Consider the following 24,371-nt stretch of genomic DNA (forward strand, 5'->3'; position numbering starts at 1 on the left):
CGCATTTCCTCCTTTAAATTTTTCAATTTCTCTCCAAGTAGAATCAACATATTTATAAGAGTAATTGCTACAAACCCTATTAGTCCCAATAGACTCCTTCAAGCCTTTAATACCGTCCCAATTTATTTGATTTGATGGATCAATATCAATAACAGTCATATAGCTAGAGAGTAAATAACCATCTTCCTAATATGTAATTAGTATTTCTTCTTCAGATAATAAGGAACATAACAACATGTTCTCAATTAATTCTTTTTCGTCATCTGTTAAAATCGGCCTAGTTACTTTGTTTTTCTCCTTGATGATTTCACGGATGCCAGCAAACTGTTCAGGCATTGCCGCAAATGGTTAACTATACTAGAATAAAAAGTGAATTTTATGTTCAATATGTGAGCCGAGTATTCTTTTTTTCTCACATTATATAAATATTAACTGTATGTAAATAGACTAATATATTATGTTTATAATGTGACGGAAAATTATTCTTTATAGTTGGAGGACAACTTATATAAGGATTGTGTTGTAAAAATAATCGGTAGGTTTAGTAAGGATGGCACCAACTAATTGCAAATTCCATACGCTAAGCGAATTTGAACATAAAAAGTCTAATTTTCGTAAAGGATTCGCCCTTTTTATGTTCAAATTCAATTAAAGATACTAATTATTGAACAAAGATTAGTCAATTGACACTTCTAATTTCTGAAAAGAATTTTGTATTAAACTATTTCCTATCTTCATTTCATAAGAATAGGCTACTTCAAAATAACTGAAAAAAAACTATCGATAATTTTCTTTTCCTCTATACTTAATGTTGAAAGGGGGTCTCGGCAAATTCCAACCTGTATATTACGCTTTTCTAATAGGTATTTAATTGTGCGAAGTGTTCCCATTTCTATAATAGAATGCATATAGGGCAAGAGCTTTGAAAATTGGTTTTGCCCTTTTTCCTCATCACCAGCTTGTAAGTTTTTAATAATATCATGTATCTCTTCAGGAAAAATATTCCCCAAAATACTAGTAATACCGTTATATCCAAGTTCAGCATCCTCAAATATATTTGTATCAGATCCTGACAATACTATGAATTCCGGTCCTAATTTCTTTTTCACAATTGGTACACTACTCACATCACCAGCTTCTTTAAATGCTACAATTTGAGGGAATGTTTCAACTAGTTTTATTAATGTTTCAACATGTAAATCAAACCCAGTTCGTGGAGGGTTATTATAAATCATGATTGGTAAATGGGTTACTGAACAAATCTTTGAGACATAGTTAAATGCTTCTTGTTGATTAATTCGTAAATATGGTGGAAATCCTAACATAATGCCATCTAGTCCTACTTTTTCTGCGGTAATTGCTAATGCTATCGCATCGTTGGTTTGAACAGCTGCAACTCCTCCATATATAATCAAATCATTTTTTGCTTCTTTTTTTACTTTGTGAAATAAAGCCATACGTTCCTCAACGGTCATAGAGTGTTGTTCACCAGTGGTACCACTAATCAATACTGCAGGAACTTTGTGCTTTTTATAGTAATCAACTAATGATGGTATTCCTTCTAAATACAGATTACCATTAGTAGAAAATGGTGTGACCATTGCTACACTAAAAGAGATAAAAGGGTTTTTCATTTTTCTAATTCCTTCCCAATTGTATTTCGATTTTAGAGAACTATCTTTATAAACCACTCTACAATTGCATCATATAAATGAATGATGTATAAGTAAGCAGAAGTCGAGTATAGTACTCTTTTGAGACTTTAAACCTTCTTTTTCATTACTTTTGCCATTCGTTGAGAATCAAAATCCTTTTCTTCTTGTAATTTATTAATGATGTTAAGATAATCTTTTTCATTGCGATTCTGACTTAATTTATATGCAGCTTGAATTTCTTGCACTTTAATTTTAAATCCAACAATACCTTTTAATTCTTGTTCTAATAACTGAGGTGAAAGGTTGTCCCATAAAACTGGATTCTTACGGTGTTTTTCGTATTTCTGTAGTAACATTGTAAGATCTTGTTTTAACTCTTCTTCCTTCAAAATACTGGCTTTACCATATACATGTACAGCTTGATAGTTCCATGTTGGTACATTTTCTTGTTCATACCAAGAAGAAGAGATATAAGCATGTGGTCCTTGGTATATAACTAATACATCTTCACTAGTTTCGAATGTTCTCCATTGAGTGTTCCCATAAGCCATGTGTCCCGTTATATAGTAATTATCATCTTCTTGATTTAACTGTAATGGTAAATGAGTAGCAATTGGTTTACCTTGTTTTGTTGTTATAATCGTTCCAAATGAATTCATTTGAATAAATTCTCGAATTTCATCGATATCTTTGACTTTAAAGTATTTAGGAATATACATAATCAGGCTCCTCCTCAATTAACTTGATTTGTAATACATAGTATTATATAAATAGACATGTCAAAAGGTACAATTTTAAATAAATAAACATGTCAGGGGTTGCAAATGAAAAATATCATTTTTTCTCTAAATAATGACTCTCCTAAATACAAACAAATCTATGAAGAGTTTAAACATTTGATTGAACGAAGAGATATACTTCCTAATGAACAGTTACCCTCCATTCGTCAACTCGCAGATTCTCTTCAAGTAAGTCGTAATACGACATTAACAGCTTATGAACAACTTGTAGCTGAAGGATATATTTGTGGGGAAGGAAGGAAAGGCTATTTCGTAAATGAGTTAGAGCCCCCCTTATTCCAAGAAAAGTTAAACCCTTTTACTAAAAAACAAAAAGAATCAGTAACACCTCTTCTTATTGATTTCCGAGCAGGTGCCGTAGATCAAACACATTTTCCTTTGAAAATTTGGAGGAGGATTGCCAATCAAGTATTAACATTACAAGATAGTTTTAAATATGGGTCACCTTTTGGTGAAGTATGTTTACGTAAACAAATTTCCACATATCTACTTCAATCCCGTGGGGTGAAAGCAGATGAAGATGCGATTATTATCGGCAGTAGTACCCAACAAATGCTTATTAACCTAGGACATATTCTGAAGAATGATTTTTCAAGTGTTATAGTAGAGGATCCGGGTTATGATGGCGCTAGGAAAGCTTTTCAATTTCATCATTTTAGGATTGAAACTTTACCAGTTTATGAAACAGGTGCTGATTTTTCACAATTAGATCAAACGAACTCAAGAGTAATTTATGTAACACCTTCTCATCACAGCCCATATGGAGTAAGTATGTCTATCCAACAACGTCAAATGCTAATTCATTGGGCTAACAAGATGAAAGGGTATATTATTGAAGACGATTACGATAGTGAGTTTCGCTATACGCAACAGCCATTTCCAGCCCTAACTTCAATTGATTCATCAAGAGTCATTTATTTAGGAAACTTCTCAAAATCGTTTCTTCCGGGAATTCGTTTGAGTTATATGGTGTTGCCCCAGACACTTATAAATGATTATAAGGATCAATTTCTTCATTTTGAGAGTACCACTTCAATTTTTAGTCAGCTCACAATGGCTAAATTTATGGAAGAAGGAGAATGGAATCGTCATATTAAACGTATGCGTCTAGTTTATAAACGAAAAATGCAACACCTAGTGTCCGTATTAAAGGAGCAATTCAATCAAAATATTTTCATCATTGGAGAAAAATCTGGTTTGTTTGTATTGGTAAAGGTATATCTAAACCGTTCAGAAAAATGGCTAATAAAACAAGCTTCATATTATGGTGTTCAAGTGTACCCTACTTCGCGTTATTTTGTTAAAAATACAACTGACAGCCCAATCATTAAACTTGGTTTTGGAAATCTTTCTTTCGAAGAAATTCAAATCGGTGTGGAGCTGTTAAAAAAAGCATGGATGGCGTAAAAGAGTATAAAAAGGGAAGTTTGAATTTAGGTTAAGTAAAAATGGAAATGTTGTGAAGGAATATACTTAAAATAATAGGAATAGAAAGCATTCTATATAGAATGCTTTCTATTCCTATTATCATTTGATGAAGGACTAGGTTTTATTATTAAGGGGTCTAATAATTTTTTAGTAAATGGCATAAAGTAATTAAGGATTAGTCCACCTAAACAAACGGTGATTACAGTACCAACACCAATTGGTCCATGTAAAAATATTGCTATTATCAAGAATACGAGATAAATGAGCGTTCTTGATAAAAATATATTCGTTCTAGTTAATTCTTGTACGATTAATGTTAAGCGATCAATAGGAATCGGTGCAAAATTTGTGTGTAAATATGTTGCAGTTCCTAATCCTGTAATAACTAAGCCGATTCCAGAACAAATCATTTTACTGTACCATATTTCAGCTGTAATTAAATCGCGTAATAAAAATAGCCACATATCAATACCAATACCTGTTATGAATGCTGTTAACAGCCCCATAACTTCTGGTCGTTGTCTTTTTAAACATGAATTGCAGCATATCAATAATAAAGCTATTATTATTTCCCAACTCCCCACAGTAAGCCCCACATTTAAAGACAGTCCTACCAAGAGTGCATCAAAGGGTGAAGTTCCAAGGTCTGATTGTATAGTGAAAGAAATACCAAGGGTTAATATTAAAATTCCTAATACATAGAACACATATTTCATTTTAATCAACCTCTTTACCATTATTTTTGTTGCAATTACAATAAAAAAGATGTATATTTAATGTAACCTTAAAATGTTGCATTTGCAATAAAAATATACGATAAGGAGTTAGCTATGAAGGAAATTCTCCGTGAAATTGGAATGATAGCAAGGGCATTAGATTCTATAAGTAATATAGAATTTAAAGAATATGAACTTACAAAAGGGCAGTATTTGTACCTTGTACGAATATGTGAAAACCCAGGAATTATTCAAGAAAAGTTATCTGAGATGATAAAAGTGGATAGAACAACAGCAGCTCGTGCTATTAAAAAACTCGAAATAAATGGATTTATTGAAAAAAAAGATGATGAATATAACAAAAAAATAAAAAAACTCTTTCCAACGGAGAAAGGAAAAAATATTTATCCTTTTATAAAAAGAGAAAATGATTATTCCAATACCGTTGCATTAGAAGGGTTTTCTGAAAAAGAAGTGGATACCATTTTCAATTCTCTTCAAAAAATAAGAAAAAATATAGAAAAAGATTGGGAATTTGTAAAAAAGGGAAACAAGAGAAATTATTGATTGTATAGAGGAGTGACATATTTAAATGGCTATAAACATAAAAAAGGGTACCCTTGAGGATTTATATACACTTCAAGAAATTAGCTATGAAACATTTAATGAGACATTTAAGGATCAGAATTCACCTCAAAATATGAGTGCTTATTTGGAAAAAGCATTTAACTTAAAACAATTGGAAAAAGAATTATCTAATGTTGCTTCGCAATTCTTTTTTGTTTATTTTAATAATGAAGTTGCTGGATATTTAAAGGTAAATACTAATGATGCACAGTCTGAAGAAATGGGCGATGAATCACTTGAAATCGAAAGAATTTATATAAAAGGTGAGTTTCAAAAACATGGGCTTGGTAAATATCTTCTAAATAAATCTATAGAAATTGCAATGGAACATAATAAAAAGAAAATTTGGTTAGGTGTGTGGGAAAAGAATGAAAATGCTATTGCCTTTTATAAGAAAATGGGTTTTGTCCAAACTGGAGTTCACTCTTTTTATATGGGTGATGAAGAACAATTTGACTTTATAATGATCAAAAAGCTTATATAAATTTATTAATGAAAAATCAGTACTATACTAGAACATTACCTCAAAGAGCCTCTAACATATTAGTCATATATAATATGTTAGAAGCTTGATAGTTTAAATATTTTTTTGATTTAGGTCTTGATAACAAATGGGGTGAATTTCACCATTCCTCTTCCTTTTGGCATATTAGCGTTGTTCATGATTTATGCCCCCCTATTAGTGTGTTTCGGTATCTAGCTGTAGCGCTATGCGTGTAGGAAATTCCTCGTAAAATACTGTTCTTCCCAAACTTTGTGCGTATTTCATCCATTACTTTTGTTAGTTTTACTTCTTGTTCTCGTTGTGGGACATTATCAAAAAGAGAAATTTGTTCTTCCCCTTCTCGGATTAGATTTGTTAGAGAAATGTTTATGCTGCGGATGGGTTCGCCTGTATATTGTTGATGCAAAAAGTATGTACAAATCTTATAAATATCCATTGTTAGGTTAGTCGGCCGACTTAAAGTATGTGTTTTTCTAATGCCACCGTTATAACTCTTGCTATAACCAACAGAAAATTGAACGGTTTGAGCAAGTTTGTTTTGTCTCCTAAGGCGATAACAAACTTCTTCAATATGTTCCAGTAGAACAATCGGGAATTCTTCTATTGTATAGTCGCGCATTAGAATTTGGCTTTTTCCGATTGAAGTTGTAGCAGGGACGTATTTCTCCGAAATACGGCTGAAGTCGATGCCGTTGCTATGTAAGTGCAATTCCTCTCCAATCTTGCCGAAACTCTGTTTTAAATATTTAAGAGGATAATTGGATAAATCCCCAATTGAATGTATTCCCTTTCGATTCAATTTTTCTTCCGTTTTGTATGAAATGCCCCAAAACTTATTAAGTGGTCGTATGCTCCATAATTTAGTTGGGACATCTTCATACTTCCAATGAGCAATTCCTTCTTTGTTCTTCTTTACTTCAATATCTAAAGCAATCTTACTCATTAAAGGGTTCGGAGCAATTCCGATGGTACATTCAATTCGTGTATGCTCATATATTTCACGTTTGAATTTCATAGCAAATTCATAGGGATCGTTAGCAAATAAATGAATGCTATCAGTAACGTCCAACAGAAATTCATCTATGCTATATTGGTGGAAATCCTCATAAGGAACGTATTGTAAAGCTAACTTTGTTATGTAATTAGAGCATTTTATGTAAGTACTCATAGTCGGATTCACAACAAGAATATCTTTTCTTCGAGGAATCTCGTAGAGCCTTGCCATCTTCTTTACGCCCAGGGCTTTTAAAGGTGGTGTTGCAGCAAGAACGATTGAACCATTTCTATTTACATCGCCGACTACAGCCAACTTTGTATGCATAGGATCAAGTCCCATTTTGATGCAACTCACTGAAGCATAAAAGCTGCGTAAATCAACACATAAGATGATTCTATTCGGTAGGATTGAATAGTCATACATCGTGATTCCTCCTAAATAAAAGAACGTTTGTTCTTATTATGCACGAACTTACGTTCTTTTGTGAAGGGGTTTTAAAAATATAATTTGAATATAAATATGTTGTTAAGCAGAATATTTAACGAAAAGCTTGAATCCCCAAAAACGAATCTCTACATCTAATTTTTTCTTTCTTCCCTTTGTTTTTTTCATATTTAAAACATCCTCCTTTTATATAAATACATAGCTTAATAGAAGCCTACGTTGCGTATTATAAGAATTCTTTCCCTGTTTTTTAAGAGTAATTTTAAAAAAATATGATTTTTTTGAGACAAATAATATCACGAAAGATTTCTTGTGATTTAAAACCCCTCTATTCCGACAAAACATAGCAAAGACAGTACGAGTCTCGTCCATTAATTCTTAAAGGTTTTAAGCTATTCGTATAGTAGAAGTTAAACAATTAATTAATACTTTGAATATATATCTGAATTTTCTCAACATAAATAAGTGCTGGCTGTGATATAATAAATTTTATTATTTATGATTTTATATTAAAGGAAACTGGCTTATTTACCTCAAATACAAAGGGATTCCTATAATGGGAGAGTGATTTTGTGGAAAAACAAGAAAAAAATATATAAACATGGTGATTTTCTTTTCGCTCGTTTTTTTTCTAGGTTACAGTTCTCTAATTTGGATTTATATAATGGGTGTGTTAATATTCTTAGCACCTTTTATTTTTAAAAGAGTTACTAAGAAAATAGCTTTTTATAATACATTATCACTTATTGCTTTTATATCATTTGTATATATAACTAATTCTTGGTTTACATAAAAAGGTTGCTCCCATTGAGAGCAACCTTTTTATTATGTTCTGTGAATTTCTTCATAGAATTTTATTATACTGCCTCTAGATCTGGATGGGTCAGAATAAACCCAAACACGATATTTGACATATACATTAACAGCATCGTAATCATAAAACTTATGAACAGTATACCAAATTTTTTCATTTGCATTCTTGTGTATACTGTTAATAAGTTGACCAGTAATATATCCTGCAACACCTTTTGCAAAATTATAAACTACTATACCTGCAATACTTCCATCTAACCCAGCCATTAGAGCGCTCGACATGTGTTTATCGAATGTACTCCAAGCTACATTATCCCCATCATAACTTCCTAACTATTGCCAATTAAAGCCACCATCAGCAACAATTACTTTTTGACCACCATCTTGAATCATTAACGTTCCATTTTGATTCACAGACATACCAGGATCTTTAAACGGGAAGCTAGGATTAATGTTATTGGGAATACACCCGCGATGACTAAACCAATAATGAAGATGACAAACAAATACACACCTGTACCTCTAACAAAGGGGAATAGAAATAATAGAATCACTAATGAAAAACAGCTAGATGTAATGTATGTCCAATAATTAAATTTATGAGCTAACCAAAAACAAGATATACTTACTGAACTGATTAATTCATTATTGGTAACAATTACAATAGGTGATACCACATAATTCATACCCACGGCGAGCATTACATATCACTCCATATTCAGTAACAAATTTCATTTTATGCTAATATTCATATATTAACATTAGGAGGATTTAGATGATGAAGAAATTAGTATTAGTAGTTGGTTTATCGGTTGTAATGTTAGCAGCTTGCGGTGAAAAAGAAATGGTTCAAAAGGAGCAGCCAAATACACAACAAACAACGTTGAAAACAGAACAACCAAAAGATGAGCAGACACGAATGACGAAAAGTATTGAACGTAGAACTAAGGAGATTATAGAATATTTCGGTGGTACTGTAACAGCGGTTGAATTAAATAAAGAAAATAACTTGTATGTCTTATATGTTTTCGTTGACAAAACAGCATTGTCAAATGCTGACGAAGGCTTACGGGAAAATTTCGGATACAGAACGAGAACAAAGTTAAAAGACGCCGTTGCACAGAGTGGCTTGCAAGAATACGACAAAACAACCATAAGATACTTCACATCAGATGGTAAAACAGAAATCGATTTTGAATAAGCACTTCTACGTGAGTGCTTATTATTTTTACCTGTTATTTCAAAGTTTAGAAGATTATTTCGAACCTTTGACATTTAACCCCGGTTCGGAAAGTTATTACGCTCTTTTCTCTTTTCTCTTTTCTTTCAATACATCATAACTTTGATTCTTTCTCATTATTTTGAACTACCCCCTCTTTCACTTCATTTAGAAGTGAGGGAATCCTAAGAAAAGAATTCTTTCAAACTCTAATTGATTAGGCTATTCCCGTATCCCTTGCAATTAGAATCCCTATTGCTCCATTCTTTAAAATAAAAAATTGTGAAATTTTATAGCATTATGTAAGTCATTTGATATCAAATATATTACATTCACTATAAAATTAGTTTATTTATAAGATTTCTATAGATAAACAAGGTACAAAATTGACCCTTAAGAAGTCATTACTATGGAATTTGTCTAAAAATTGAAAAAATATGTGTAGATAGATATCATCTTAAATACATATATAATTAATTTTAATTCTCTGACATAATTCCAAATAATTCTTAAACCAGTTTTTTGTGCATTATTAAATAGAATATTACACAATGTCAGTCTTTAAAAGATTATATATCAAAACTGTAAGAGAGGAAGATAAACTATGAAGATGAAAAGAAACATCATGATGACAACAGCACTTGCAGCTACGTTAGCTACAGGTGCACTACCTACTACATCAGTGTTTGCTGCAGAAAAAGAGGCTCCTATCCAACAAAAAGAGGCACAAATGACTATTCAACCATTAGCACAAAATAATTTAGAAACAGCTGTTAATGCTGCCTTAAATGGTCCAGAAGTCAAAAAAATAAAAGTATTTGAGCATGAATTTAATGTAAAAGAAATAGAAGTAGTAAATCTAGGTGGAGGAAAAAAATATGTTAAGGGACAAATTTCTCATCATTTAAGTTTCCGTCCAGATGATCAATTTTATTATGAGTTTACTGTGCAAGATGGAAAAGTAGTAGATAAGCCTGTATTTAATATTGATAGAGGTGGTTGGACACCATTTGCTGCTCCACTTTTATCAATTCTTGCTGCGTATAATGGAATTCCAGTTAATCCAAATGATTTAAATACACTTGGGCAGCAGATTGGTAAAGTTATAGATGGAAGCTGGGAACATGCAGCCCAATCTATCGCAACCGTAGTTAGTCTAAGTTTTAATGAATAGTATGTTTTAATTTTTATTAGCATTGTAGGGACCACTTTTCCTGAATAGCCTTGTTATAAGAAATTCCTGAAACAGCTATAAATAGATTTTTACCGCCCACTCACATTATCTTAATTTATTAACTACCTTATCATTCATAATATGTCACAAAATAGAAGTCTTTTTAAGGCTTCTGTTTTGTTTGTATACAATACAGCAAAAAGCTTATTTTTCACCTTTTTATGCTACTATTCTTTAAGAATCCGTTTGGCTATTAGATACAATTCATTACAGTAAATTTATAATATCTCAAGTTAGCTCATTACCCCTTTTTCAATTACAAAAATTCATTACATTAGGAATAGAAAACAATAAATATAGTCAAAAACCATCTTATTATAGCTATTATGTAAAGGTCAGGAGAGATAAAATGAACAAAATAAAAAATTCCTTTAAAATTAGCATCCTCACTTGTTTTACACTAGCAAGTTTAGGTACACCATCAACTATTTTAGCTGATAGTCATCCAGGTTATTCCTATGAACCCAATCTAGGTTATCAAAACCCATCGTGGATGTCACAAGTAGCAGATTCAACAAAATTAAGTGAAATATCTATTCCAGGAACTCATGGCACAATGGCTTTACATGGTGCAAGTTTTCTTGATGAAAATTTGACAAGAAATCAAACTATGAGTTTACCCCAACAATTAAATTCTGGAATTCGATATGTAGATATGCGCGTTAAACGTGTAAAAGATTCTTTTGCAATGTACCATGGCATTGTAAATCAAAAAGCAGTGTTTGAAGATGTATTAAAAGATGCAATTCAATTTTTAAAAAATTATCCGACTGAAACAATTTTAATGCGCTTAAAAGAAGAAACTACACCTGAAATTGGATCTCCATCATTTGAGGAAATATTTTTAAAATATAAAAACGTTAATGCTTCATATTTTTGGGATCCTAATTCCGTACCAGCTATAGACAGAAACAACCCTACTTTAGGAGATATCCGAGGTAAAATTGTAGTCTTACAAAACTTTGCATCCTCTCAATTATACGGTATTGATTACGATAGTTTGAATATACAAGATAAATTTGAAATTGGAAGCGGACCAGACGAAATATATGAAAAATGGAATGCGATAAAAACTCATCTACAAAGTGCAAATACTAACTTTAATAATGGAAAAATATATCTTAACCATTTTAGTGGTACGGGTGGTGCAGCCGCATTTTTAAATAAAGTATATCCTTGGTTTGTTGCAAGCGGAAAAGAGAATAGAAATACTGATAGTAGCCCTAAGTTGATTCAAACGAATTACACTAATGCGTGGAGTGATTTCCCCCGCGATAGAAATGGGCAAGTATATTATGGTGGGATGAATACACTTGGGACCGAACTCTTACAACAAGGTAGAGTTAGACATTCTGGTATTATCGCAGCTGATTTTCCTGGGCCAGGTTTAATTGATAGTATCATTAAATTAAATGGTGTACATTCGAATGAAAAAGAGATATTAATTTCGCAAATCCCATCCGAATCTAGTCCTTTATCTGGACAACAAAATCGTTCTAGTCAAAACTTTAAAATTGATAATTTACCTGTAGGAACTAAAGAATTAAAATGGGTTATTGAGCCTTCAGAGAACGATTATCCTTCTACTATCTCTTTCCATGTAATGATTGATGTTTCCTTAGGTACCGATTCTATTCGTTGGAAAAATATTTCACATGAATCTAGGACTGAGGCTTACTCAAATACTAAATATTATATCGCAAGTCCAATTGGTGCCACTAGCAAATTCACTGTGAAAATATACGCTATTACAAATTAGAAAATAAAAGAATCCCATTGGAGTTCCTTTTTGATGGAATACCATTGGGATTCTTTTCTGATTTCATTTTGTAAACATTAGGATGGTGATTAAATTTATTAACATATTATTTAAACCATTCAGAAATTTATATTTGGAACGCCCCTTTACTTTCAAAGAAAAACCCAAAAATGTTAACTACATTTTCCCCTTATCATTTATTCAAAACTGGCTTCCAAAGCGATAGGGCAAAAATCCAATTTGTGTCACCATTGCCTTGATAATCTTGAACTGCTTCATACACTTTTCCCTCATGTACTACTCTATCACCTTTTGTATATGCTTTTCTTGCATCCCATTTTTCATATGTGGAATCCTCTGACTTTGTTGTTACATTCAAAATATCACTTCTACTAGATTCATTTCCAGCTAAATCAACCGCCGTCACTACATATTTATACGATGTATTAGCCTTCAATTCTTTATCCATAAAGGATGTGTTATCCGTTGTCCCAATTTTATTCATAACTCCAGCGCTTTCTCTATATACAATATAATGGTCTACGCCTACATTATCTTCAGACGGACTCCACATCAAGTCAACAGTTGTTGCTGTTGTACTCATACTATGTAATCCTTTCGGTTGAGTCGGAGCTTCTATATCTGGGATTTCACTTGTTGTCTTAACCTTTAGTTCTTCACTTTCTTTTGATATGTTTCCAGCAGAGTCTAACGCCTTTATTGTATAGGTATATTCCGTGTTTGCTTTTAGTTTTTTATCAATAAATGTTGTACCTGGTACCGTATCAATTACTTCCCCATTGCGTAACACTTGATATTCCTTTACACCTATATTATCCGTAGAAGCCTTCCATGTTAGTGCAACACTATTGGCAGTAACTTTAGACGCATTTAATCCAGTTGGTTGACTTGGAGCTACTGTATCGGGAGTTTCATTATTTACTAGATTTACATCAATTACATTATAAAACGCATTCGATGTATCTGCTACATCCCATACAGCTAAAATAACATGATAACCATTACGATCAGTTGGTACATTAATTGTATGTGTTAAATTATTTGATGCGGCCGAGCCGTCATGTTTCACAGTTCCAATTGGTTCTAATTCAGCACGTGTTAATGGTTTATTAGGATCCCATCCCTTTTTTGTAATGTAATAATGCCATTTACTTGTAGGATGTGCAGCTGTATATTTCCATGTAAATGTATTTGCTCCACCCTTAATCGTATTTTTGAACCAACGATTTGATGTTTGTTGGTCAAGAATCCCTCCAAACAGTCCTCCTGCCGAAGCGATTTTCCCATCAATCGGTCCACCATCTGGGAATCCTTTAGGTGCTTCTAGGCTTTGAGGTTCGTACATTATATTTCCACAATTTAAATTCAATGCTCCATAATTCTGACTACATAAAGCAGCACGACTGCTTGGCTTTTCAACAAATCCATGTGCATACGCACTTTGAGGTATCATTGTAATAGCCGTCACCCCTACAGCTAAAATACAGGCACCAATTCCTTTTTTACTTTTTCTTAATCCTTCAAATTTAGATGTTAATTTTAAATTCATTCTTGTCCCCCCAATATATTATTGTTATCGCTAATATAATAGCAATATAGAGATAAACGAACAAATTGCTATTAAATATACTAATATCTCTCATACATTGGTACGTTTATTATTATTTTTAATCTCATATAAAAATAAAATAAATACAATAAGTCTATTTTGTAACATTATGTATTAATAGAGGGATGAAAACCTCAATTAATTTCACAAAAAATTCAAATGTTTATTTAAAGAATTATATATTAAACCTTATGTAGAAAAAATTCACTTTTAAAGTAAAAAAGTCTGGAAGGAACTGATAATATCAGTTTCTTCCAGACTTTACATTTCTATTATATAACTTGCAAATAAGTCATTTCTAAAGCTAAATTCACACATATTTTCTAAACCTTAAAAAACACAATAAATAATCTACTTATATTCACATGGTGAATGCACACAAACCCTTTAATCTTAGACATTTACTCCTATAACCACATAACTAATGTAATTTATATATTGATTACCTTCAGGATGTTCAAACTCATATATTAAAATTACCAGGCAGAATGAACTACCCATCACTTAGCAAAACATAAAGTGGGAGCTTCTCAGTTACACGACGAAAGTAACCTTTCGTTTCCCTGATCGTTTATCCAACTTAACTTTATAGTCCTTTTTAATAGTCATCTCCTACCCTGTTAATCCTTATTTTAAACAACTCATCAAGAGATTGATTATGTAAGATAAGAAAAAGAGAATTAAAAATCCGATTTTCCCCTATAACATTCTACCAATTTATTGTATTATTTTTACCTAATAAGGTACAGAAACAAAGGAAAAAATTCAGTATGCTTGAGGTTTAAATAAATACTAACGTTTTTAGGGTGAAACGTTTAAAGGGTACATTACTAAATTTTTATTAAATGTTCCTGTACCTAGTATTTAAATTAACTTATGTCAAAATATTTTACAATACAAGTATGAAACGTTACATATTTCTATATTTAATGATACATTTCTTCAACTTACTCCCCTAATCTTTATGCTAAATATAGAAAATTAAGCTCGTTTAGATTTAATTTTAGAATTCTCATAATAGCAAATGAAGAGATTAGGCACATAACTTTCACAAATTAATAGTTTATCTATTTTTTCAACCATGAAAAATTTATTACCACTTCAATATTTACTCTAAAACTAAAACATATCTATAGCCACAACTACTTAATAATCTTTTAAAAAAGTCGATAGTTTTATATTTTTTTATTGTACATTTGTACATTTGATGTTAGGATTATGCCTATTAAAATTGAATCCTAACGATTCTTTTTTATACCTTTTATATTTTTATTATCAAATAAAAATATAAATTCTAAAACAAGATCAAAATCAGAACAAAAATGTCGTTATTTGATAATGATGTCTTGAAACACCTTTAGAATGGAATGATATATGCAACAACGTGTTAAGGGGTTACAGGGGGAACAAAAATGAGAGATTTTTTTGATGATAAGTATAAAAATATTGAATTAAAAAGGAGGTTAATCAATTTAATAAGTGAAATTAGCGAATTCAAAGGAAAATTAGCTGCTTATCAGGAACAAAACCCTGACATATTTAATAGTTTAGAAAAAACTATACCACTACATTACATAAAAAATTTTACTACTATTTATGAGGATATAAAAGTTCCTAATAAAAGATTAAAAGAACTTATTTTAGATGATATAGTACCTCAAAATATTTCGGAAGATGCTATTTTTTGTTATTATCAAACACTTTCTTTTGTACATAAAAACTCCTGTACTTTATCAATTAATCCAGCAACTATACAGGAATTACATTTTCAACTAATTCATTACATTACCTCTGACAGTGCCAAATGGCGTGAAAAATCTTTTATTATTCCAGGTATTCCCGATCATGGAATGCACTTGAATAGTTACCGCATTCTTCCACATGAACTCATTCCACAGTTTATGGAGCAATTATGTGATCAATACAACTCATTAAATACTAGTAAGGGGCTACATTCGCTTTTATTAATAGCTCGTTTTATATTAAATTTTTATTGCATAGTCCCTTTCAATCAAGGTAATGGCAGGTTAGCATTTATGTTAATGCAGTTGCTGCTAATTAAGAGTGGACATACATTTGTAAAATATGTATGTTTGGATAAGTATATTAAGAAAAATGAATCTGAATATTACAATTCGATTTATAAATCTTCGGTAAATTGGTACTGCGAGGAACACAATAGTAGCTTTTGGTTAAAAACGTTTTTAACTATTATATTAGAGGCTTACAAAGATCTGCATAACACCGTTCTAGATTCTATATGTAAACATACTAAAGTTGAGAGAATTCAGGATTTTATACTTAAACAAAAACAACCCTTTACTAAGGAAAGTATTCGTAACAGATATCCAGACATTGCAGAGAGCACAATTAGTAAGGCTTTAAATTCCTTGCAATTATTTGGGCATATTAAGCTAGTTACAAAAGGAAGAAACGCAAAGTGGACTAAAGTTTGACCATACTTTTAAAACTCTTACAGTTCAAAAATTCAATTATAACGTTATCAATTGTTTCCATGATTTTGGAATCAAATTCATGGAATGTCATTTTAATTTTAAGCTATTATTACTACTTTAGTTATTTCTAATTCCTACACAACAATTTATAGGAAAAGGTACGTTTCCCTCCACCTTTTCCTATAAAAATATTAGATATTAACACAGAAAGACTGTCGAAAAAAGTCGTATTATAATATTTTTTCTTTATTTTCTGGTTGTAAACGTTTTAATTTCATGTTACCATCTTAATCAAACAATAGAGGGTAATAAAAATGAAAGTATTTCTTTCCCTTAGGAACATATAAACGTACGGTAACATCAAGTAAATAAGGCCAAAGAAATATTTGATACCTACCAAAATAACCAATAGGAATTTTGCACTTTTATTTTTCTGTTAATTCAGAAAAAACATTTTGTCCCTAAACAAAAATTGTTAGCATGCAAAGCTCAAATACACTAGAACACCCAAATAAATGTAATGTCTTTTTAATCTATCATTAAAATATGAAAAAAGAATTCTTCCTACAAAATTCAGCTGATTAACTTAAAGACATCTAAATTACTACCTTAATTGCCCTCTATTGTTGACAACATATTTACCAACTATGAAAAAGAGCCTATCAAGGGTTCTTTTTTATTATAATCATTCAAATTTCAATTCTATCTTGATACCTAGATTTCCCCACAAATCACCTCTACTTTTTGGCTCTCAATTATTAATTTCCGTTCCCAATTTGTTTAAATTTGTGAATAAAATTCCCTCAACTAAAAATAATAAATACAACTAATCGTTATATATTAAAGAGGTGTCAATTTTGTCCTTAAATGAAGAGACCTTAGAAACTAAAACAGATAAAAACATCCAAACAAGTAACTTAAAAGAACTTAAAAATACATTAAATAATATCTTTGATATTAGTGCAGATTTAATCGAACATCCTTTGCAATTAAAAACAACCACGAATATTTTACTATATTATTTTGAAGGCCTTACAGATGGTGTCGCTTTAAAAAGCAATGTTGTTACACCATTACTACAAGAAGTAAATGAAGACAGTCAAATATTTAATTCTAATATTATTGCTACTCATACCAAAATAGTATTTACATGGAATGAAATTAAAGAAGGATTACTTGAGGGTCAATGTGTTCTATTTATGGAAGGAGAAAAGCGGTCACTTCTAATAAATACAAAAGGCTGGGCAGAAAGGGCAATTCAAGAACCCATTTCAGAAGTTACTATTAAAGGCTCACATGATGGATTTATTGAGAATGCCACAAAAAATATAGGCTTAATTCGTCGATATCTTCCTTCAACAGAGTTAAAGATCAAAAAGCTGACGATTGGAGAACAAGCCACTTCAGTAGTTTATTTAATTTACTTAGGTGATGTAGCAAACGCAGATGTAGTCCAAGAAATAGAAACTAGAATCTGTAGAATTAAAACGGATGCGGTATTGAGTATTGGAGAACTATCTAATTATACAAAAGATCAAAATTGGACTCCTTTCCCACAAGCTTATTTAAGCGAACGCCCAGATGCCATTTCAAATCATATACTCGATGGAAAAGTAGCAGTGTTAATGGATAGATCCCCTGGTGCAATGATTGTTCCAATGAATTTAATTGGATTCTTTCAAACTCCAGATGATTATAATATTCATTGGCTCATTGCTTCATTTTTTCGCTTATTACGATTTGCAGGATTTATTATAGCTATTTTTTTACCGGCATTTTATATTGCTATAGTGTCTTTTCACTTTGAAATCATTCCTATAGATTTATACACTTCTATTGCAACGTCTAGAGTCAAAGTCCCTTTCTCTCCCTTATTAGAAGCTTTTATAATGGAAATCACACTAGAAATGCTACGTGAAGCTGGTATTCGCTTACCGCAACCCATTGGACAAACCATAGGAATTGTTGGAGGGATTGTAATTGGACAGGCGGCTGTTCAAGCAGGTCTTGTGAGTAACGTTATGGTTATTATCGTATCTATTACAGCCATTGCATCATTTATTGTTTCTAATTATGATTTATCAAGTTCTATACGCCTTATTCGTTTTCCAATGATGTTATTGGCATACTTTTATGGGATTGTAGGTATCGTTAGTGGATTAATGCTCTTATTCGCTCATTTTGTTTCACTAACCTCCTATGGTTCACCATACGGATTGCCAATCGCGCCATTTCGGCTTCAAGAATTAAAAGATTCTTTTGTAAGATTTCCTATTTCTATGATCACCACCCGCTCGAGTACAGGACAGCCGAAACAAAAAAAGAAAAAAGAAGGTGGTTCGCATGGGGAATCTTAAATTCCAAAACATAACTTTATTCGAATTTATTATTTTCATTCATTCACTGCAACTTGCATCAGGTATGTTAATCATGCCAAGCCCACTTGCTACTACGGCTGGCACAGATGGCTGGATTTCTATCATTCTTGGTTGGATAACTACTTCTATAATCGGCGTATTTATTGTATTAATGTTACAAAAAAATCCCAACAAAAATTTCTCACAAATCCTAAAAACGTACTTTGGTAAATGGATGGGGACAATTCTTTTTCTTTTATATGCCTTTTATCTATTTTTTGCTGGCTTTAATACTTTATTAAAGGCAACTGATATTGTAAAAGTTTGGATATTCCCTTCCACTCCTGCTTATCAAATCACCATATTATTACTATTACCTTTTATTATTTTGGCCCTGAGTGGGTTAAGGGCTCTTACTAGTTATTCTATGCTTGTTTTCTTCTTCACTACTTGGATGCCACTATTTCTTCTTTTTTCACTAAAGACTAACTACAACCCTTTACACCTATTACCTATTTTTAAAGATGGATTATACCCTATTCTAAAGGCAACAAAAGAAACCATTACTCCTTATGCTGGCTTAGAACTTGCATATTATATATACCCGTTCTTACAAAAAAAACAAAAAGCCATAAAAGGACTACTAATTGCGAATACTGTAACCATGTTTTTCTATCTATATGTGACTATTCTTTCTTATATATACTTTAGCCCGGAGGGGATAAAAGACGTAATCTGGCCGGTATTTCATCTGTTAAAAGGGGTTCGTTTTTCTTTTATGGAACGATTAGAAATTATATATATCGCTTATTATTTAATTGTATTTTCCACTACGATATATCCGTATTTATTTTTCAGTTTTGAATCTGTGACCATTTCACTTCAAAAAAACGCCCGCAATTGGGCGCTGCTTGCTTTTATGTTATTTATAGTTGGCCTATTTATTTTCCTAAATCCCGATGTCGATCAATATTTGTTTATATATTCTCTTATGGACATCTTAAATGTCGTTTTCTTTATTCTATTACCAATCTTATTTTTCGCTTACAGTATTCTTTTTACTTGGATTACTAGGAGGAAACAACTTTGATTCGAAAATGGATATGGATTGTAATTTGTTGTGTATATTTAATTGGTTGTAGTCAGAGAATTCCTCTTGAGAAGGTTTCATTAATCCTGTTAATTGGCTTGGATAGAACCCCTAATGGAGACATAAAAGTTGGAACAAGCATACCACTCTTTCATCATAAACAGCCAAAAAGCACTATAGAACATTGGACACAAGCATCTACTGTATATACTGGATTCAGTAAAATAGATACGAAGTTAACTGGCTTTATGACAGCTTCCAAAGCTGAAATCATTTTAATTGGGAAAAAATTAGCGCAAGAAGCAAACTGGTTGCAGGAGCTTGATTCCTCTTATCGTGATCCTTACGCTACCATTAATGCTAAAGTAGTACTTGTAGATGGACCTGCAGAAGACATTTTTAAAATTCATAAACCTAATAAACCATCACTTTCATCTTATATAAATGGTGTAATCGAATCCTCAATTCAAAATAACCAATCCGTCTCTTCTACAATTCAACAATTAATGAGAGAACAAAATGAAGAAGGCATGACGCAAACTGTTCCAATCATCAAAAAAACAAGGAATGAAATCGACACAGTAGGAATTGCATTTTTAAATCGCCGAGGGAAATATTTAACTCATATCCCTAAAAAAGATGTTAAATTTTTCAATCTTATAAATAAGCCAAAAAGTAACGGCCGAATGATACTACACCTTTCGCTTCCCCCTAAAAAATTTAACAAAAAAACAAACACTTCTATCTTCATACAGAACGCGAAAAGAAAGGTAGATGTTAATTTTCAAAACGGAAAATTTGTATTTAATTTCAATATATATGCTAATGTAGCTTTAATAGAAAAAACCAATGCGAATTTAATTAAGGGGCACTATGATAATAAAAAAAATATAAATAATTTAAAAAGTGCTATTCAAAAAGAAATTAATAATAATTTGCAAAATATATTGAATGAAATACAGCAAAATAAAATTGATCCAATCGGATTATCCCTATATGCTAGAGCCTTTCAATATAAAGAGTGGAAAAAAGTAAAAGGAGATTGGTTGCAAGCGTTAGCAGAGGCTAAAGTAAACGTAAAGACACACGTCAAAATAAAAGATACTGGGACCATTAGAAATTAGTCTAGCATTTCTCAGTGGAATTTTCCTTCTTCAATAATTATTTTGTAAAGGATGCTAACTCAAAATTTTTTCCGTTCTTTTAAAAGGGAAAACCATTCAACTAGGGTAATCAAATTCAAGTCTCTAATTTAACGAATTTATCGGAAGGGCAATATTTTCTTGTGAACTAAAATTTATTTATTAAACATCTCTTTAATAAAATGGAGTATTGCATTTTATATGAGGTCAAGAAGCATTAGAAAAGGCAGGATAAAAATATTAAATTCGATGCCATTCTCCACGAGAATTTAAGCCTTGCACTTATGAATATTTGGTTGAGCGATCGATATGTTGTGCTAAAATGTGAATATACCTTAAAAAGGAGCTCTCTTTATCAAGAGAGCTCCTTTTCTTATTTCTTCTTCTTTTCTGTTGGTTGGCTTTGTTTAGCGAAATTTGATGAATCATCGAAATTCGGTTGCTTTTTTCCAGCATTATTACTTCTACCTTTTCCCATATGTAATGCACCTCCCCTCATCCTTACTATTCCCAATAAAAAATCCTCTTGCATCCAAGAGAATTTTTTATTGGGCTCTTATTAATAATGCCCAAATGTGCTCGTAGTACTTCAAACACTTCCAGCCCATTCCCCGTTGCCTGTAATACATTCCCCCATACGCTCAAATCTTTTCTTAATTCGCTGTTCAATCTTTTTAAAGGTGTACTCCCAATCGCAGCAATAATTGTCCCTACTGCAACAAACCAAGCGCCAACTATCTCCTTAATCTGATCATCCATTCTCAATCTACCCCGTCATTAAATTAGTACTTACAGGATATGAATCGACACATCCTCATGTTAATGACCTACTTCTCTCACTTCTGAATAAAAATCAATATTCCGTCAATACTGTAGACACATGGTTATCTTTCTCCGATTTCTTTATATGAGCAGCTAACTTTTGCTAGCTGCTCTTTTATTTCGTTCCTGTTCTTGTTTTTCAAGGAACTCCTTAACTACGTTTTTCCAGTAAGAACACATATCCATTCCCCTTTTCTACAAAATGAATTTTTTATATAAAAGAGTCACACATAAACAAATATAATTTCATATGATATATTACATTCTTTTTAGAGTGGATAGTCATTACAGAAGGGCACTTCCCGAAGTGCCCTTACATTTACATATCAAATAGCATTTTAATTATTTTCGAGGGCGGATTTTATTATTTTGTACAAGCACTATTTCCTTTTGTTTAATAAGATATATAGACATCTTAAAGAAAGGAGAACAACATAAGTATGGCTGATTACTATTATAAATACGGTAAAAAACACTATAAAAATCGTTCGCAGTCTCACCAGCAAAAAAAGAACTGTTTCATTGAAACCCACACGGTTGCTGGATCAAATAGAATGTTAGATATTATCGTACCAGCTAACACTTCAAGAGTTGTCTTTGAAGATTCTACTAATAATCATAATAAAACATTACTTCAATTTCGTGTTCCTGGTACTTCTACTCCCGTTGTAATAACTATTCGTACAAGAAATTCTCGTATACCAATTACCACTACAATAACTACAGGTGAAACAAGGATTCTTCAAGTAGAAAATTTTGAAAGCCTCACTGTCACAAATAATACTAATATAAATAGCGACATTGGTGTTTTTATCCAAAAAACTTTTTGCATCTGCTGTAATGACCACAATGATTATTATAAAGAACAATCTCGTTCTTTAAACCAAAAAGGTAATTGTTTTATCGAGACCCATACCATAGCTGCTTCAGGAACCCCCTCTACTGGAAATGTACCTCTAACTATTATCGTCCCTCCCAACACTTCAAGAACGGTTTTTGAAGATTTTACTAGTAATCATAACAAAACATTACTTCAGATATCTGTTCCTAACGATTCCAGTTCTATTGAAGTAACTATTCGTACCAGAGGTTCTAGCAGACCAATAACGGCTACAATAATTCCAAATGAAATAAGGATTTTTCAAGTAGAAGATTTCCAAAATCTCACTTTAACAAACAATTCCGATATCCTTGATTTCATTGATATATTTATTCAAAAGACGTTTTGTATTTGCTGCAATGATCAGAGCAATCCTTGCGATGAATGTTGCGATAAATACGATCATGATTTTGAGTGTTAGATTAACTGCCAAAAGAATCCTTTATATAAAGGATTCTTTTTCTTTTACACCATTAGCATTCAAGCGTTCTCCATTCACGTAATTACTTATCTACCATTCTCCTTTACAAATCCTATCTCTTAAACCACTCTTATCTTTATAAAATAAACAACTTTTATTAATCCCATTTTTTGAAATTTATAGAGCTTTTTTATTTTCCCTATCTTTTAAAATTTGAAATGATAAATCTATTAGCTTTTTTGACAATTGTAATCTAATACTAGATTTCTAAATGTATGCTACACTAAACATCAGTTAACACTATAAACATAGTGTTAACTTTCTTAATTGAATATTAGTAATAGTAAGTATAAAGATTATCAATTTACTATATCTTACATTTATGTAAAAATAGATGTATGTTAAGCTTTTTCAAAATCTTTCCCCTAATAAAGATTTGAAGTAGCATTTCATGATTCTCCTTACTGTTAATATGCCTTGAAAAAGAACCCAATAGGGTTCTTTTTCTTCTGATTACATCCTCAGTAATTACTTATTTAACATACAAAAAGGACTGACAATTACTTGCAATCCTTTTTACACCTTAATATACACTTGTATTAAGTACTTAACTCTTTATTTAGCATGCATATGAACTAAACCATTCATTATTATCTATATATAAAACACTTCAAAATTTAGAAATACACAATAACAAATCTTTCCCAACTTCCAGCTACATAACTATTAGCAGTTAATTCTCTACCACCATTTGCTGATACGAATCTACCATTACTTAACGCTTGTAATACATATATCCTATTGTCCCCACCATTATATAAGATAAATTTTTCCCATGCTCCAATTGATGTACGATCTGCTACTACTCTACCATTTGGCTCAAACGAAACGTACTTTCCATTACTTTTCGCTTTTAAAGCAAACGTATATAATTCTCCAGTCGGAATTAATTCGAATTTCTCCCATTCATTAACTGCACTACGATTTGCTACCACATTTCCCGATGGCTCAGCAGACACATATTGTAAATTTGCAGCTTGTATAGCAACAGTCCAACTTCCATTAAATAGACTCACACCTTTTAGTGAACCGGTATTTGATTGGTCGGCTGCCAATGCATCATTCGATGGAGTTATCATCATTATCATTAGAACCATTGGTAACACCATTAAAACTAACTTTTTAAAGATCTTATTACCATTTGCATGAGCTATGAACCTCTTCATTCTCATTCCTCCCTTAATATATAGCACTCATATACATCATACCAAATATGTAAAATATTGTAATACAAGAGAGTCTTTATCAACAAATACCTTATTATTCTGTTTCTTTTTTCTCAAATCTATAGCACCTAAACATCACTCAATCCTCAA

The 24,371-nt window shown here is 31.6% G+C and carries 18 protein-coding genes and 4 pseudogenes; 11 read left to right on the top strand and 11 right to left on the bottom strand.

The window, feature by feature from the left end; translation table 11 throughout:
- From AC3WVA_RS26710 to AC3WVA_RS26725, 4 genes and pseudogenes are all read right to left on the bottom strand, one after another.
- A pseudogene (locus tag AC3WVA_RS26710) lies at positions 1-129 on the bottom strand (pyridine nucleotide-disulfide oxidoreductase); the annotation flags it as partial.
- A gap of 60 nt (positions 130-189) precedes the next feature.
- A pseudogene (locus AC3WVA_RS26715) lies at positions 190-336 on the bottom strand (YolD-like family protein); the annotation flags it as partial.
- A 416-nt stretch (positions 337-752) separates the two neighbouring features.
- Positions 753-1,634 (bottom strand): dihydrodipicolinate synthase family protein, encoded by an 882-nt coding sequence (locus tag AC3WVA_RS26720; RefSeq protein ID WP_492322318.1) that lies wholly within the window; start codon positions 1,632-1,634, stop codon positions 753-755.
- 128 nt (positions 1,635-1,762) lie between these two features.
- Positions 1,763-2,374, bottom strand: coding sequence for an FMN-binding negative transcriptional regulator (locus tag AC3WVA_RS26725; protein WP_197225485.1), 612 nt, complete (start codon positions 2,372-2,374; stop codon positions 1,763-1,765).
- 105 nt (positions 2,375-2,479) lie between these two features.
- Between AC3WVA_RS26725 and pdxR the strand changes: the two genes are divergently transcribed.
- The gene (pdxR, locus tag AC3WVA_RS26730) at positions 2,480-3,862 is read left to right on the top strand and encodes a MocR-like pyridoxine biosynthesis transcription factor PdxR (protein ID WP_334361969.1); all 1,383 of its coding nucleotides are present in this window, start codon (positions 2,480-2,482) and stop codon (positions 3,860-3,862) included.
- Between the two features lie 92 nt (positions 3,863-3,954).
- On the opposite strand, the gene AC3WVA_RS26735 is transcribed toward pdxR, so the two are convergent.
- Positions 3,955-4,599: a YczE/YyaS/YitT family protein gene (locus tag AC3WVA_RS26735; RefSeq protein ID WP_492322319.1), complete on the bottom strand. Its 645-nt coding sequence runs from the start codon at positions 4,597-4,599 to the stop codon at positions 3,955-3,957.
- A 114-nt stretch (positions 4,600-4,713) separates the two neighbouring features.
- Here AC3WVA_RS26735 and AC3WVA_RS26740 point away from each other — a divergent pair, with 114 nt between their 5' ends.
- On the top strand, positions 4,714-5,166 hold the full coding sequence (locus AC3WVA_RS26740; RefSeq protein ID WP_000658980.1) for a MarR family winged helix-turn-helix transcriptional regulator: 453 nt from the start codon (positions 4,714-4,716) through the stop codon (positions 5,164-5,166).
- Between the two features lie 25 nt (positions 5,167-5,191).
- On the top strand, positions 5,192-5,710 hold the full coding sequence (paiA, locus tag AC3WVA_RS26745; protein ID WP_492322320.1) for a spermidine/spermine N(1)-acetyltransferase: 519 nt from the start codon (positions 5,192-5,194) through the stop codon (positions 5,708-5,710).
- A gap of 175 nt (positions 5,711-5,885) precedes the next feature.
- Here the strand turns inward: paiA and AC3WVA_RS26750 are convergent, their stop codons facing one another.
- The 3 genes and pseudogenes from AC3WVA_RS26750 to AC3WVA_RS26760 all read right to left on the bottom strand — a co-directional run.
- The gene (locus tag AC3WVA_RS26750; protein WP_492322321.1) at positions 5,886-7,151 is read right to left on the bottom strand and encodes a Y-family DNA polymerase; all 1,266 of its coding nucleotides are present in this window, start codon (positions 7,149-7,151) and stop codon (positions 5,886-5,888) included.
- Between the two features lie 846 nt (positions 7,152-7,997).
- Positions 7,998-8,252 (bottom strand): hypothetical protein, encoded by a 255-nt coding sequence (locus tag AC3WVA_RS26755; RefSeq protein ID WP_492322322.1) that lies wholly within the window; start codon positions 8,250-8,252, stop codon positions 7,998-8,000.
- 164 nt (positions 8,253-8,416) lie between these two features.
- Positions 8,417-8,656: pseudogene (locus AC3WVA_RS26760) on the bottom strand (MFS transporter); the annotation flags it as partial.
- Between the two features lie 104 nt (positions 8,657-8,760).
- On the opposite strand from AC3WVA_RS26760, the gene AC3WVA_RS26765 reads away from it, so the two are divergent.
- From AC3WVA_RS26765 to AC3WVA_RS26775, 3 genes are all read left to right on the top strand, one after another.
- Positions 8,761-9,186: a hypothetical protein gene (locus AC3WVA_RS26765; protein WP_492322323.1), complete on the top strand. Its 426-nt coding sequence runs from the start codon at positions 8,761-8,763 to the stop codon at positions 9,184-9,186.
- A 622-nt stretch (positions 9,187-9,808) separates the two neighbouring features.
- Positions 9,809-10,378 carry a methyltransferase gene (locus tag AC3WVA_RS26770; RefSeq protein WP_098881606.1) on the top strand — a complete coding sequence of 190 codons (570 nt, stop codon included), beginning with the start codon at positions 9,809-9,811 and terminating at the stop codon, positions 10,376-10,378.
- 409 nt (positions 10,379-10,787) lie between these two features.
- The gene (locus AC3WVA_RS26775; RefSeq protein WP_492322324.1) at positions 10,788-12,197 is read left to right on the top strand and encodes a phosphatidylinositol-specific phospholipase C; all 1,410 of its coding nucleotides are present in this window, start codon (positions 10,788-10,790) and stop codon (positions 12,195-12,197) included.
- A 193-nt stretch (positions 12,198-12,390) separates the two neighbouring features.
- Here AC3WVA_RS26775 and AC3WVA_RS26780 read toward each other — a convergent pair whose 3' ends face one another.
- Positions 12,391-13,767 (bottom strand): lytic polysaccharide monooxygenase, encoded by a 1,377-nt coding sequence (locus tag AC3WVA_RS26780; RefSeq protein ID WP_098881604.1) that lies wholly within the window; start codon positions 13,765-13,767, stop codon positions 12,391-12,393.
- A gap of 1,472 nt (positions 13,768-15,239) precedes the next feature.
- On the opposite strand from AC3WVA_RS26780, the gene AC3WVA_RS26785 reads away from it, so the two are divergent.
- The 4 genes from AC3WVA_RS26785 to AC3WVA_RS26800 all read left to right on the top strand — a co-directional run bounded on the left by AC3WVA_RS26785 (position 15,240) and on the right by AC3WVA_RS26800 (position 20,854).
- Positions 15,240-16,283 carry a Fic family protein gene (locus AC3WVA_RS26785; RefSeq protein ID WP_098521731.1) on the top strand — a complete coding sequence of 348 codons (1,044 nt, stop codon included), beginning with the start codon at positions 15,240-15,242 and terminating at the stop codon, positions 16,281-16,283.
- A gap of 857 nt (positions 16,284-17,140) precedes the next feature.
- Positions 17,141-18,640: a spore germination protein gene (locus AC3WVA_RS26790; RefSeq protein WP_492322325.1), complete on the top strand. Its 1,500-nt coding sequence runs from the start codon at positions 17,141-17,143 to the stop codon at positions 18,638-18,640.
- The gene (locus tag AC3WVA_RS26795; RefSeq protein WP_098521729.1) at positions 18,627-19,730 is read left to right on the top strand and encodes a GerAB/ArcD/ProY family transporter; all 1,104 of its coding nucleotides are present in this window, start codon (positions 18,627-18,629) and stop codon (positions 19,728-19,730) included. Before AC3WVA_RS26790 ends, AC3WVA_RS26795 begins: the two co-directional genes overlap by 14 nt.
- A complete protein-coding gene (locus tag AC3WVA_RS26800) occupies positions 19,727-20,854 on the top strand; it encodes a Ger(x)C family spore germination protein (protein WP_492322326.1) in 1,128 nt (375 codons plus the stop codon). The genes AC3WVA_RS26795 and AC3WVA_RS26800 overlap by 4 nt, the downstream gene beginning before the upstream one ends.
- A 615-nt stretch (positions 20,855-21,469) precedes the next feature.
- Here AC3WVA_RS26800 and AC3WVA_RS26805 read toward each other — a convergent pair.
- Positions 21,470-21,631 (bottom strand): annotated as a pseudogene (locus AC3WVA_RS26805) (DUF6944 family repetitive protein); the annotation flags it as partial.
- Between the two features lie 503 nt (positions 21,632-22,134).
- Between AC3WVA_RS26805 and AC3WVA_RS26810 the strand changes: the two are divergent.
- Complete coding sequence (locus tag AC3WVA_RS26810; RefSeq protein ID WP_492322327.1) at positions 22,135-22,995, top strand: exosporium protein D; 861 nt, start codon at positions 22,135-22,137, stop codon at positions 22,993-22,995.
- Positions 22,996-23,672: 677 nt separating this feature from the next.
- Here the strand turns inward: AC3WVA_RS26810 and AC3WVA_RS26815 are convergent.
- Entirely contained in the window at positions 23,673-24,221 is a 549-nt protein-coding gene (locus tag AC3WVA_RS26815; protein ID WP_048529254.1) for a fascin domain-containing protein, read from the bottom strand.
- Positions 24,222-24,371 lie beyond the last annotated feature (150 nt).

This window comes from Bacillus sp. EB106-04-02-XG92 (assembly GCF_058791995.1).